This window comes from Pedobacter sp. UYP30 (assembly GCF_040547165.1).
GTDB lineage: Bacteria > Bacteroidota > Bacteroidia > Sphingobacteriales > Sphingobacteriaceae > Pedobacter.
Genome location: NZ_JBEPPD010000003.1, coordinates 328,137 through 341,563 on the forward strand (window position 1 = coordinate 328,137; position 13,427 = coordinate 341,563).

The 13,427-nt window shown below is 38.1% G+C and carries 15 protein-coding genes; 6 read left to right on the forward strand and 9 right to left on the reverse strand.

The window, feature by feature from the left end; genetic code table 11:
• Window positions 1-4: 4 nt before the first annotated feature.
• A complete protein-coding gene (locus ABIB40_RS05760) occupies window positions 5-880 on the forward strand; it encodes a diacylglycerol/lipid kinase family protein (RefSeq protein ID WP_354356909.1) in 876 nt (291 codons plus the stop codon).
• 161 nt (window positions 881-1,041) lie between these two features.
• On the opposite strand, the gene ABIB40_RS05765 is transcribed toward ABIB40_RS05760, so the two are convergent.
• The 9 genes from ABIB40_RS05765 to ABIB40_RS05805 all read right to left on the reverse strand — a co-directional run bounded on the left by ABIB40_RS05765 (window position 1,042) and on the right by ABIB40_RS05805 (window position 8,744).
• Window positions 1,042-1,431, reverse strand: coding sequence for a hypothetical protein (locus ABIB40_RS05765; protein WP_354356911.1), 390 nt, complete (start codon window positions 1,429-1,431; stop codon window positions 1,042-1,044).
• Entirely contained in the window at window positions 1,432-2,085 is a 654-nt protein-coding gene (locus tag ABIB40_RS05770; RefSeq protein WP_354356913.1) for an energy transducer TonB family protein, read from the reverse strand.
• Window positions 2,086-2,094: 9 nt separating this feature from the next.
• Entirely contained in the window at window positions 2,095-2,805 is a 711-nt protein-coding gene (locus tag ABIB40_RS05775; protein WP_354356915.1) for a peptidoglycan DD-metalloendopeptidase family protein, read from the reverse strand.
• Between the two features lie 12 nt (window positions 2,806-2,817).
• Window positions 2,818-3,192, reverse strand: a complete 375-nt coding sequence (gene rbfA / locus ABIB40_RS05780) for a 30S ribosome-binding factor RbfA (protein ID WP_354356917.1) — start codon at window positions 3,190-3,192, stop codon at window positions 2,818-2,820.
• 61 nt (window positions 3,193-3,253) lie between these two features.
• Entirely contained in the window at window positions 3,254-4,450 is a 1,197-nt protein-coding gene (hflX, locus tag ABIB40_RS05785; RefSeq protein ID WP_354356919.1) for a GTPase HflX, read from the reverse strand.
• A 312-nt stretch (window positions 4,451-4,762) separates the two neighbouring features.
• Window positions 4,763-5,584 (reverse strand): indole-3-glycerol phosphate synthase TrpC, encoded by an 822-nt coding sequence (gene trpC / locus ABIB40_RS05790; RefSeq protein ID WP_354356921.1) that lies wholly within the window; start codon window positions 5,582-5,584, stop codon window positions 4,763-4,765.
• 48 nt (window positions 5,585-5,632) lie between these two features.
• Window positions 5,633-6,235 carry an anthranilate synthase component II gene (locus ABIB40_RS05795; RefSeq protein WP_354356923.1) on the reverse strand — a complete coding sequence of 201 codons (603 nt, stop codon included), beginning with the start codon at window positions 6,233-6,235 and terminating at the stop codon, window positions 5,633-5,635.
• Between the two features lie 12 nt (window positions 6,236-6,247).
• Window positions 6,248-7,645, reverse strand: a complete 1,398-nt coding sequence (locus ABIB40_RS05800) for an anthranilate synthase component I family protein (protein WP_354356925.1) — start codon at window positions 7,643-7,645, stop codon at window positions 6,248-6,250.
• Between the two features lie 655 nt (window positions 7,646-8,300).
• Entirely contained in the window at window positions 8,301-8,744 is a 444-nt protein-coding gene (locus ABIB40_RS05805) for a cytochrome B (RefSeq protein WP_354356927.1), read from the reverse strand.
• Between the two features lie 302 nt (window positions 8,745-9,046).
• Between ABIB40_RS05805 and ABIB40_RS05810 the strand changes: the two genes are divergently transcribed.
• The 5 genes from ABIB40_RS05810 to ABIB40_RS05830 all read left to right on the forward strand — a co-directional run bounded on the left by ABIB40_RS05810 (window position 9,047) and on the right by ABIB40_RS05830 (window position 13,405).
• Window positions 9,047-9,298: a hypothetical protein gene (locus ABIB40_RS05810; RefSeq protein ID WP_354356929.1), complete on the forward strand. Its 252-nt coding sequence runs from the start codon at window positions 9,047-9,049 to the stop codon at window positions 9,296-9,298.
• A gap of 87 nt (window positions 9,299-9,385) precedes the next feature.
• On the forward strand, window positions 9,386-9,964 hold the full coding sequence (locus ABIB40_RS05815) for a zeta toxin family protein (protein ID WP_354356931.1): 579 nt from the start codon (window positions 9,386-9,388) through the stop codon (window positions 9,962-9,964).
• 298 nt (window positions 9,965-10,262) lie between these two features.
• Complete coding sequence (locus ABIB40_RS05820) at window positions 10,263-11,666, forward strand: tetratricopeptide repeat protein (RefSeq protein ID WP_354356933.1); 1,404 nt, start codon at window positions 10,263-10,265, stop codon at window positions 11,664-11,666.
• A gap of 58 nt (window positions 11,667-11,724) precedes the next feature.
• Complete coding sequence (locus ABIB40_RS05825; protein ID WP_354356935.1) at window positions 11,725-12,489, forward strand: phosphosulfolactate synthase; 765 nt, start codon at window positions 11,725-11,727, stop codon at window positions 12,487-12,489.
• A gap of 127 nt (window positions 12,490-12,616) precedes the next feature.
• On the forward strand, window positions 12,617-13,405 hold the full coding sequence (locus tag ABIB40_RS05830) for a shikimate dehydrogenase family protein (protein WP_354356937.1): 789 nt from the start codon (window positions 12,617-12,619) through the stop codon (window positions 13,403-13,405).
• Window positions 13,406-13,427 lie beyond the last annotated feature (22 nt).

Genomic DNA, 13,427 nt, shown 5'->3' on the forward strand with positions numbered 1-13,427 from the left:
TAGAATGAAACTGTTATTTATCATAAATCCCGGGTCGGGCAATCATAACCAAAACTTTAAAGAAATTATTTCTGAGCATTTCTTACAGCGGAATGTTGTATTGGATTTTTATGAATTGCCGAAGGATTGCTCTTTAGCGAAAATTAGAGAAAAAATAAGCAATTCTGATCCAGACAGGGTTGTGGCCGTTGGCGGCGATGGAACTTTAAAGCTGGTGGCGGAGTGTGTACTGCACAAATCCATACCAATCGGGCTAGTTGCAACGGGTTCCGCAAACGGAATGGCCAAAGAACTAGGAATCCCATTAGATATTCCGAGCGCATTAAATTTAATAGAAACAGGCAAACCAAAGGCGATTCATGTAGTTAAGGTAAACGACGAAATCTGTATCCACTTAGCAGACATGGGCTTTAATGCTTACCTAATTAAAATTTTCGACGCCTTACCACAACGCGGAATGTTAGGTTACGCAAAAGCAGCTTGGCTTGCTTTGCTAAATCATAAAAAGATGCAGGTTAGCTTAAAATTGGGAGGTGAAATAATAAATACTAAAGCCGCAATGGTTGCAATAGCAAATGCGACCATGTATGGTTCTGGTCTGAAAATAAATCCTTTGGGAAAGCTAGATGACAAGCTTTTTGAAGTAGTGCTTGTAAAGAAATACTCGTATTATGAGATTTTAAAAATGTGGATAACCAGTTTGCCCTTAAACCCAGAAAAAATTGAGGTGTTGCAGGCCAGCGAGGTAACGATAACGGCTAGAAAGAAAACCCATTTTCAGGTAGATGGAGAATATTTGGGCAAAGTAGATAAAGTGCACGCAGAGATTATGCCAGCAGCAATAAGTGTGATTTTGGAAGGAGGAAAGATTGAGGGCTGAAGGTGGGAAACGGTAGAAGGAATAAGGAATAAGGAATAAGGAACAAAGAGCAAGGAACAAAGACTTCCCAACTACAGCAAACCGAAGCCGTAATTGCTAAAGTGAAGATAAGCTAAGAACAAAAAATATTTGGCAACCGAATTTTTAGAAGACAGGTTTAATTAAAAATACTTCCTATGAATTTTAACGGTAAAATACAGCCTAAAAAACTCGGCAATAATACATATTCTAAACAGCGCGTTAAACCATCCATCTGATAAATTTAACCATTCTGGCAATAGCGTAATGAAACCGATAGAAAAAACCCATAACACCAGGCGAAAAGGGAATTGGATATAGTAGGCAATCCACCCAAATTTTTTAAACAGCGCTAAGCCAATGGCCGATGCGAATAGCGAAAGAAACAGTGGGAACGTTAGCCAAACTCTTGCTTGCGACAGAAGACTGTCAGGAACTTCGTCGAAATGTTTCATCAAATCTAAAACAGGTTGAAACAGCAGAATGATGGATATTAGATCGAAAGCTGCGAAAATTTTTGTCAGCGCACGCATTTATTTGCAATACTTCTTTAAATAGTCATCGGCAAGATTGCTTCCCATATTTTTTACAAAATTAAAATCTTCACAAGCACCCTGGTTGTCACCCTGTTTAATTTTCTTTAATGCCATTTTAATTCGTTCACTCAGATAATCATCATCAATACCCAACTGATTTTTCAATTTAACAATTTGCTGTTCCTGCCCAGGTTTTGCGGCATCGAAGTTCTTATAGAAATTTTCTATGGTGTTTATCTGGCCCAATTCTACTTGATATTGGTTGATGGCCTGGTTTATTTCTTGTTGGCTTTTTGTTTCGCAATTGTATCCTTGCAGCGTAAATTTTACTGGAACCACCACGTAAGTCGTCGTGTCGTAACCAGACGGTACTAGCCATTTTCCGCTGCTCATGCGTACCAGTCGCAACGCTTCTTCGTCCAAATCGGTGCCAATGCGTTTGCTAATTTCAGAGAAGTACACCTTTCCCTCTGCATCTAGTTTAAAACGGATTTCTGTTGTGCCTTGGATGCAATTGTCTTTAGAAAAAGGCGGATAAATGGTGTTCTGCTTTAAAAAATTGGCAAAACCATCTGGGCTACTTTTAAATCGCAATTGCGCTGTAGCAATAGTGCAGTATAAGATAAAGCAAATGGCCAATAATTTTTTCATTACACTAATTTACGCATAAAATTCCGCGCTAATCGAACCAAAACTGTGCCGCAAAACAAGCTCCGGATTTGGGCAATTTGCCAAATACTGCTCGCGCTCGCTAAATTTGCAAACACCGGGGTAATCGCCAAAATAATCGCCAATGTTTAAAATAAGTTGAAAATGAAGGTGCGGAGGCCAAGAACCATTTTCTTTTTCATTTCCAAATTCAGCAAACTGTTTTCCTTTCGGGATAACCTCGCCGACTGTTAAGCCGATTAAAGACGCAGAGTTTAAATGACCAAAAAGCGCATAAAAAGTTAATCCTTCAATACAATAGGCTAAAATAATCGTTGCTCCATAATCCCCAAAATGGTCGTTATTGGCAAAGCTATGCACTTTTGCCTCGTAAAAATTGTAAACTGGAGTTCCAGTCTTTCCCCAAATATCTACACCAAGATGCAGGCGGCGAGCCTCCTCTGTTGCTGAGAAATGATTACTTCGTTTGTAAATATCTCTGTGTTCACTGTATCCGCCTATTCCGTATTTAGCTTTAGCACTCGCTAGTTTTTCCTCCATCCAAGTAGCGTAAAGCAAGGTGTCACTTAGTTGTTTATCGCTCAACTCTTGGTTATTGCTTGTGCAATCTAAGTGAATCAGGTCATCTTTTCCCTGATTATAATCTACCACTTTGCCAATAGTTGTGGCTTGGGCTGCTAGAATACTTTCTAATTTTTTCAAGTCGAGTTTTAGCTAATCCTCTTGGGTTTCTTCATTTTTATCTTTTGCAATTTGATCAAAGAGATGGTCCATCCGTTCTACATATTCGTTGGTATCATCAACAAAGAAGTTCAACTCTGGTATAACCCTTACTTGGTTTCTAATGCGGGCGCCCAATTTATATCTAATCTCTCCATTGTGCGAGTTTACGATATTGATTGAAGCTTCTGTATCTTTCGTGTTAAAAAAGCTGAGGTAAATTTTTGCCACACCTAAATCTGGCGATACACGCACACTGGTAATGGTTACCAAGGTATCTGGTAGCAGGGATCCGCCCTCTCGCTGAAAGATTTCTGCCAATTCCTCTTTCAAAACACCAGCAAATTTTCGCTGTCTTTTACTTTCCATAATTATTTAATTTGTTTTTTACGCAAAGCGATGGAAAACCATTTCTTCGCTCTCTTTTCAATTAATAAAGCAAATTTCTGCTATACGGGTACCTAACATTGTTTGCTGCACTTACCATTTCGTATAAAACGCTTTTAAACTCTTCTATATTTTCTTTTTCGGTGGCGGAGATGAATAACGTTGGTACATCTCCACGGCTCATCCAACTGTTTTTAAAATCCTGCAAAGACATTTTGCCATCTTCTAGTGCTTGCAGATCGTCTATTTCTGGCGAAACATAAGCATCAATTTTATTAAAAAGCAACAAGATTTCTTTGTCTATTGCGCCAATATCTTTAAGCGTTTCGTTAACGGTAAATAACTGGTCTTCAAAATTTGGATGAGAAACATCTACCACATGAATCAAAATATCTGCTTCTCTCACTTCGTCTAACGTAGATTTAAAACATTCTATCAAATGGTGGGGCAGCTTGCGAATAAATCCAACCGTATCGCTAAGTAAAAATGGCAAATTGTCTATCACCATTTTGCGCACCGTGGTATCTAATGTAGCGAAAAGCTTATTCTCTGCGAACACTTCTGATTTAGCTAGCATGTTCATAATGGTAGATTTACCCACATTTGTGTAGCCCACAAGCGCAACGCGAATAAGTTCTCCACGATTTTTTCTTTGTGTTTCGTTCTGCCGATCAATATGCTTTAAGCGTTCTTTTAATAGCGAAATTTTATCTAAAATAATTCGTCTATCGGTTTCAATTTGTGTTTCACCTGGGCCACGCATGCCAATACCACCTTTTTGGCGCTCTAAGTGGGTCCACATTCTGGTAAGCCTTGGCAACATATATTGCAATTGCGCAAGCTCTACCTGCGTTTTGGCTTGTGCGGTTTGTGCCCGATTGGCAAAAATATCTAAAATCAAAATACTTCGATCTAAGATTTTAACCCCAAATTCTTTTTCAATGTTACGCAGTTGAGAGGGCGATAATTCATCATCGAACACCACCATGTCTATCTCTTCTGCTTTTACATAAGCTTTAATTTCTTCTAACTTTCCTGTACCAACAAAAGTTGCACGATCTGGTTTTAGCATTTTTTGAGTAAATACTTTCTCTACTTTTCCGCCGGCAGTTTGAACCAAAAAAGCCAATTCATCTAAATATTCTTTTGTTTGGGCTTCTTTTTCGCCCGGAGTAACAACGCCTACCAACACCACTCTTTCTTGTGCTGCAGCGGTATCATACATTTTTTGTGTGCTCATATATCAAAACAAATATACGCAATAAAGAAGCCAAAATTGGGTTGGTTTAATTGTAAAGATGTAAAAGTTTAAGACTTTAAAATTGATTGTGTAGACCTGTGGTTTATTCTTTAATTGAACACCCCGGTCCGCGACCACCCCTTTGTAAGAGGGGGATTGCCCCTCACATTTTTTAGTACATCGGCAATCCCCCTTCGTTGGAATGCCTGTGCCGAAGACACCTCTTTGTGAAAAAGCTGGGTGGGTCATTTTAAAGAAGTTGATAATGTATTATCGGGTTATGTAGATATATTTTTGTAATTTGAATTGAAGTTAAACCATCTGCACCACAAAATCTTTCATGGCTTTTCCTGGATCCTCGGTCTTCATAAAGTTCTCCCCTATTAAAAACCCTTGAAAGCCAACGCTTTTTAGATCTTTTATAATTTTTGGGCCACTGATGGCGCTTTCTGAGATTTTTAAAAACTCTTTTGGAATTTGGTCTACCAAATCGAAAGAAGTTTGAATGTTTACTGTAAAATCTGAAAGGTTTCTATTGTTTATACCAATGGCATCTAAATCGGCACAAATGCTGCGCTCTAATTCGGACAGATTGTGTACCTCTAACAAAACATTTAAGCCCAAACTTTTAGCCGTTTTTGCAAGTTTTTGTATCGCTATTGGCGATAATATTCCTGCAATTAGTAAGATGATATCGGCGCCCCAAGCTTTTGCTTCTAAAATTTGGTACTCGTCTATAATGAAATCTTTCCTTAAAATTGGTATGTCATTAGCCGCTCTGGCTGCTAAAATATCATCTGTAGTTCCGCCAAAAAAATCTACATCAGTTAACACGCTAAGGGCAGATGCACCAGCTTTGTTATACGCATTGGTCACTTCTGCAACGTCGGCTATGCCATTGATCAATCCTTTAGAAGGCGATCTACGTTTAAATTCTGCTATAATCCCAGAACGGTCTTCGGCCAATAAAAATTTTTTAAAGACAAGTGGGGTCCGGTGGAAATGAACTGATTGCTCTAGATCTATAATTTTAACAAGCTGCTTTGCAGAAGCAAGTTCTTCTTTTTTTCGGGCAACTATTTTATCTAGTATTGACCCCTCCGCCCCTAAAGGGAGACCTGAATTTCTATTCATGTATATTATTTTACTTTTCGCTATTCCAGCTTGTTTTTCAGCTCCCCTTTAGGAGGTTGGGAGGCTCAGCCAATTTTCCATCATCTTTTTGCCGTATTCTGTAAGTACGCTTTCAGGGTGAAACTGCACACCGCGTACATCTAAACTTTCGTGCCGAAGTGCCATAATACCGTTACTGTGGTCTCGGGCAGTAATCTTTAAGCAAGATGGTAGGTTTTCATCGCTTACTACCCAACTGTGATACCTGCCCACATTTATGGTTTGTGGGCATTCCCAAAACAAACTTTCCTCACCATCGGTTACGGTAACAGGTGTGGCAACGCCATGCATGGGTCTGCCGAGGTTGAAGAGCGTGCCGCCAAAAGCCTCTGCAATGGCTTGCTGCCCCAAGCAAACACCAAAAATACTTTTGGTATTGCTATATTTTTTAATTACGTCTAAAAGCAAACCTGCTTCTGTTGGAATGCCTGGCCCTGGCGAGAGCAAAATTTTATCATAAGCTTCCACTTCTTCCAGGTCGAATTTGTCATTTCGCCAAACCTCGGCCTCGAAACCAACTTCGTTAATTAAATGCACCAGGTTATAGGTAAAACTGTCGTAATTGTCTATAACCAAAACCCTTTTGTTGCTTATTGTATCTTTATTTTCCATTGTTGTTTAAATCTAAATCCCCGTGGCCATTTCTATCGCTTTGCGCAAAGCAGCAATTTTATTGTTTACTTCTTGCAGTTCGCTTTCGGGCACAGAATCTGCCACAATGCCCGCGCCGGCCCTGTAGTGAAGTTCGTTGTTTTTGCTCATAAAAGTACGGATCATAATGGCGTGGTTAAAATCTTCGTTAAAGCCCATAAAACCGATTGCGCCGGCATAAAAGTTTCTGCCCAAACTTTCGTTTTCGTCTAGCAACTGCATGGCTTTGTATTTTGGCGCACCGCTTAATGTGCCAGCAGGATAGGTATCTGCAACCACATCAAAAGCGTGAACGTTTGATTGTAAATGGCCACTCACCTTGCTTACCAAATGTATTAAATGAGAATAATACTGTACCTCTTTAAAAGACTTAACTTCTACTTTGTTGCAATGTCGGCTTAAATCGTTGCGGGCAAGATCTACCAGCATTACGTGTTCTGCACTTTCTTTAGGGTCCTGTTCTAAGCGTTTTGCCTGTTCGGCATCTTCGGCATCGTTGCCGCTCCGTTTAAAGGTACCGGCAATTGGGAAAATATTGGCATGATTGTCTTTAATGGTAATTTGTGCCTCTGGCGATGAACCAAACAACTTAAAATTGCCGTAATCGAAATAGAATAGATATGGTGATGGATTAATTGAACGTAAACACCGGTACACGTTAAACTCATCTCCCGTAAAGGATTGCTTGAAAGCCCTGGAAGGCACAATTTGAAACACATCTCCTCTAAAAATATGCTTTTGAAGCTTTTCTACCAGCGCGATAAAATCTTCATCGGCCAAGTTGGAGGTTTCTTCTCCTTTGATGTTAAACTTATACTCTGGATAGTTTTTGTTCTGAATGAGGTATTGCATTTTATCTAAGCCTTCATCTAATTCGCCCTCATAACTATTTTTAAAAAGGGTTATCTCGTTTTTAAAATGATCTATGGCAATAAGGTAGCGGTATAAATGGTATTGAAGTTCTGGAATCTCCTCCCCGTGGGGCGTTTCTGCCTTAAATTTAATGTCTTCGAAATGCTGAACAGCATTCCAATTAAAATAACCGAACAGCCCGGTGCTGATAAATTTTATCTCTGGAATCTCTGTAACCTTAAATTTGTTTTTAAACGTCTCAATTTCTGTTACCAGGTTTTCGGTTTCTCTTATCTCTACACTTCCATCTGGAAAGTAAGTTTCCAGTTGATTTCCTTTAAGTATGATGCCCGCTATCGGATCGGCACAAACAAAACTCATAGAATTTTCTCTGCTATGATAATCAGAACTTTCTAACAAGATGCTATTTGGAAAAACATCACGCAAGCGCAGGTAAATGCTTACAGGCGTGGTGGTATCTGCAAGTAGTTTTTTGTATTGGGTATTAATTTTATACATTTTTTTTGATGTTGTTATTGCAAATAAAGCAATGGATTTAATGGGCGAGTTGAATTTAAAACAAAAAACCCAGCGTTATGTTGCGCTGGGTTTTTGTTGGTTTAGGTTGATAAAATATTTTCGCTATACGCACCAGGCACAATTAATTTTTAAATTGTTACGCCAAAGCCATGTATAATTTCTGTTGTTCATCTACAGCAAAAATATAAAGAATTATGAGAACTCAAAATATTTTTTGGAAAAGATGGGGGAAAGCAAAATTGAAAGTACTACGATTGAACACAAATTGCTGTCAAATTCGATTTAAAAATGCCTTATCCTCACGATTGTTCTTATGTCCTTGCAAGCAGCTTAATAATGCGTAAACTTAAATGCTCATTATTTTTCTAAATACCATAAATAGGAGTACTACGCTTAGTAAAAATGACAGAGATAAACAAATAGGAGCAATAAGAGAACCTCCAATATGTAAAATTTTTAAAGCCGCACCTAAAATAGTAAAAACAAGCCAAGCAATACTCAATCCATTTACAATCGGTGACTTCATATTTTATAAGTGATTAGACTTTAAACATACATAATTTGCAGCAAAGAAAGTAAGGAACATGCAAAATTGAACTTACGCTGTATTGCAAAACGTAGTAAGGCAGAATATTTATCCCATCCCAAAAAAGCTTTTGCCTGGTACACTTTTAACCATTAACAAAATAGCCACCACAATTAAAATAAGCGCTAAGCCAAAAAATATAGAAATTGCGCGGTGTTTTGCAACGCCTTCAACTACTTTCTTAGACCTAGAGTTGCCGATGGTAATTAGAATAATGGCTAATATCATCATGCTAATGTGCTCCATTTTAAAGTATCGAACAGCAGCATTTGAACTATCTTTTTGATACCAATCGCCCATAAAATACAATGCTAAACCAAGCAACAATTGAATGTGTGCACTGATCAGTGTAAAAAGATTTAATTTCTTATCGCCAGGTGTGTAGGTTTTGTTTCCCAGCCAACCAGAAACCGCTTTTATAACCGCAAGTAATAATAATATTAAAACAATATATCGCCAACCCGAGTGTGCACTTCTTAAAATATTATACATAGCATTTTTTTTGATTCAAAATTAAGGAAATAAATGCAAAATATTGGCTATGCCATCTTAACTAGGTATAAAAAGTTTAGCTGTAAGTATGCCGCGGAGAAAAAGTAAGTAAAAGCAAGTGGAAGGGAGCGGGTTTTATAATAAATTCGTTCTCTTTTTACAAAAAAAATCCATACTTCCCTAAAACAACCAATTTGTTGGTCTTCAGCTTCATTAATTCAACTTGAGCCAGTAAAAAGTAATAGTGAATCAGTACAGATCTGGTAAAGAATTGTTATATTTGAGTATCGTACAAAAGTATAATGGGAACAATTGAAGATTTAAAATTGGTAAGTAAAACAGCCGTTCAGCGCCTTAGGAAACAAAAGCTAGAAAACGGTAAGCCATTTTTGGTATGGTCTAAAAGGTTGCCAAAAGAGCAGAGCTACTTAGAATACCCCGATAAATCTATAAAGATAGTTAAGGTATCGCCAACATTAAGGTCATTCATCGTAATTCGTGAATTGACAGACTTACAAGTTCAGGCGATAAGAAGAGAATTTGACCTTTATTAATGTATTAATGCCCTCTTTGTACATCATCACTGGGTCAAACGGAGCTGGAAAATCTACCGTTGGACAGAGTATCTCCCAGCGGAACTTTTGGCAACGCACCATATTTTTGATGGAGATTTACTATATACAAAAAAGCTTAAAGAGTTGTTCCCGGCAATAACTAGGTCTGCAAAATATGCGCGTAAAGAAGCATTAGAATATGTAGTCGACCTTTTCCATAAGCAGACAAAAAAGGCGTTGAGAACTAATGACCATTATATTTATGAAGGTCATTTTACGAATCATGAAACCTGGAATACGCCAAAAGCTTTCGCCGCTGCTGGTTATCATGTTCATCTTATTTTTTTCGGTTTGGAAAACCCCAATCTTTCTCAATTTCGTGTAACTGAAAGAACAAGTGAAGGAGGTCATTATGTGGATCCTATAACTTTAGAAAACAATTTTTATGGAAACCTGGAAAAGCTTGATGTTTATCATAAAATGATTGACGATTTAATTATAATAGATACATCCGAGATTAATCATCGAATCTTATTCAAGAAAGTAAACCAATCAATAGAATTTTCAGTCAGGCCTGAGGCTCTGCCAGATTGGTTTACCCAAAATCTCCCAGACATCACAACTTTAATATCAGAAGATGATCATCTAAACGATAAATTAGCTTAACCAATTCAGCTGCTTTCCCGACTTCTGCATTTGTTCAATAGCCATCTTTTACTTATCGCTTACCGAGCATCAGGAAAAATACTTTATTTTTGCGGCGAACAAAAAGAACCGTTCTTGTAGTTTTTCACAATCAGAAAGGGTGTTTAATAGGTTTTCTATCAGTAGTTTACGCGGTTTATGTAGAATGCTGTTAATAATTTTTTTACTCGCTAATGGCAAAATGCTGTAAAATTATAATAAATTTCCTTTTTAACGCTCATAAACGTTCTCAAAGGTAGGTTCTTTTAACAACACACACATGGAAGAAGATTTCTTTTTTGAATCGAATGAAGATGCCCAACGTTCAGTGGAACGTTACGAAGAAATGCTCCGAAATAAAGACCAGTATTTTTTTGATTCGCATGCTTTTGAATATATAGTAGATTTTTACATCGAAAAAAATGATCCCGTAAAGGCGTTGCAAGTGGTAGATTTTGCCATCAGCCAACATCCCTACGCAACTGTATTCTTAATAAAACAGGCGCATTTATGGATGTTGACCAACAATTACGATGCAGCTTTTTTAGCCCTGCAACGTGCAGAGCTTTTAGAACCATCAGAAGCCGATATTTATTTGATGCGTGGCAATATTTATCAAACCAAAGAACGTTTTGATGAGGCCATAGAAAATTACCAAAAAGCATTGGGTCTTGCAGAAATTACCGACGAGATTTTACTGCAAATGGCCTATGTTTATCAAAGCATGTCTGATTTTGAAAGTGCAATTAAGTACATTAAACTCAGTTTGGAACAGAATATGGAAAACCAAGATGGGCTGTATGAATTGGCGTTTTGCTATGATGTATTAGACAAGCAAGAAGAAAGCATTAAGTTTTACGAGCAATACATAGATACAGATCCGTATTCTTACGCAGCTTGGTACAATTTGGGCAATAGTTTCCATAAGTTAGATCTTTTTGAAAAAGCGATCGATGCTTATGATTATGCCATATTGATTAGGGAAGATTTTAGCTCGGCCTACTTTAACAAAGGAAACGCATTGGTGCAATTAGACAAATTTACTGAAGCCATAGAGGTTTATAAGCAGACTTTTGAGTATGAGCAGCCTAATGCCGATACCTATTGTGCTATGGGCGAGTGCTACGAGAAGCTCGAAAAAATGGATGAGGCGCGTTCTTATTACAAGAAATCGGTAAAGTTGGATGCAAAAATGGCGGATGCTTGGTTTGGTATTGGCGTTACCCTTAACTTTGAGGAACGCTATTTCGAATCGTTGCACTTTTATAAAAAAGCGCTAGACGTCGAAGCCGAAAATGCAGATTTTTGGTTTGCAATGGCCGATGCTTACTATAAACTTAACCAAATTGAGGAATCTGTAAAGGCTTATGAGAAGGTGTTGGAGTACAACCCAGTAGATATAGAGGCTTGGTTAGATTATAGCACCGTTTTGTATGAGCAAAAAAAGATTTTAGAAGCTTCGGAAATTATTTCTGAAGCCATAAAGCACAATCCAGATGCGGCAGAATTGTATTATAGGATGGTTGCGTATCTTTTTGCAATGGGCCAACAAAATGAAGCTTTGAGCTACTTGGAAACCGCTTTAAATACAGATCCAGATAAGCATTATATTTTATTCGAGTATTTGCCTCAACTGCAAGACAACCGTGGCATAGTAGATTTAATTAGCAGATATTTTAGATAAAATACCGAAAAAAAATTTTACATAAAAAGTGTAAAAATTTTCTTCAATTTGTAGCCGTATGAATTACCCATTAAAAAACACCCCTGAAAGAATGGTAAAGCCCCGTCAAAGTGGCTTTACCATGGTAATGGACAAGGGATTGAGTTTACGCCAGACCGAGGACTTTATAGAAGTTGCTGGCGTTTATACAGACATTGTAAAATTAGGTTGGGCAACCTCGCACGTTACCCCAAATCTTAAAGAGAAATTGGCGCTGTATAAAAGTGCCGGTATACCAGTTTATTTTGGTGGTACGCTTTTCGAGGCCTTTATTGTTCGCGACCAGTTTGCAGATTACCAGCGTATTTTAGATGAATACGGAATGGAGTTTGCCGAAGTTTCTGATGGCTCGATAGAAATTGAGCATGAAGTAAAATGCAACTACATCATAGAATTGGCAAAACAAGTTACGGTAATCTCTGAGGTAGGCAGTAAAGATGCAGCCAAAATTTTTGCTCCGTACAAGTGGATAAAACTGATGAAAGCCGAAATGGAAGCTGGAGCTTGGAAGGTTATTGCCGAAGCTAGAGAAGGTGGTAACGTAGGTATTTATAGGGGCGATGGAGAAGTTAGACAGGGCTTGGTTGATGAGATTTTAACCCAAATACCAGCAGAAAGTATCATTTGGGAAGCGCCTCAAAAAGAGCAACAAGTTTGGTTTATTAAACTTATTGGGGCGAACGTAAACTTGGGCAACATTGCGCCATCAGAAGTTATTCCGTTAGAAACCATTCGTTTGGGGCTTAGAGGCGATACTTTTGACCACTTTTTAATTACCGATTAGGATTACTAAATGATTGCACTTTTTTTATACCGCTAGCTAAAAAACATCGCGCAGCAAAAAAAGAGCTCTTTTTTAAGCAACGACTAAAAAGCCGGCTAAATTCTTTTGGCAAAAAATCTATAATTTTATGAAAACCTTCGGCTTGATAGGCTTCCCGCTTTCCCATTCTTTTTCTAAGAAACATTTTACAGAAAAATTCGAAAAAGAACACATTTTGGAGTGTGGCTACGAACTTTTTCCAATAGACAGCATCAGTCTTTTTCCAGCACTTTTAGAACAGCATCCTTCGCTTTGCGGACTGAACGTTACCATACCTTATAAGGTAGAAGTTTTGCCGTTTTTAACTGAAATGGATGACGCTGCGGCAAAAATTGGTGCGGTAAATTGCATCGACATCAAAACACAAGGCCAGAACAAAATTTTAAAAGGTTATAATACAGATGCGTTTGGTTTCGAGGAATCGCTCAAGCCGCTCTTAAAGCTTTCAAAGGTCTCAACGCTTTCAACGCTTTCAACGCTCTCAATGCCTCAACATACAAAGGCATTGGTTTTTGGCAACGGTGGCGCATCTAAGGCGGTAAAATACGTGCTTAGAAAATTAAATATCGATTTTTTAAGCGTTGTGAGAACTAAGCAAGAAGGCGCCATTTTATATTCAGAAATTACTAACGAGCTGTTGAAAACACACACCATCCTCATTAATACAACTCCATTGGGGATGACACCGAATACAGAAGGCTACCCTGAGCTTAACTACGATGCAATTGGTCCGGATCATTTGGCCTATGATTTGGTTTACAACCCTTTAGAGACCACTTTTTTAAAACAAGCTGCCAAGCAGGGCGCGGTAACAAAAAATGGATTAGAAATGTTGCACCTTCAGGCAGAACAAGCTTGGACAATTTGGAATAAATAAGCTACCTTGGTCTTAATGAATT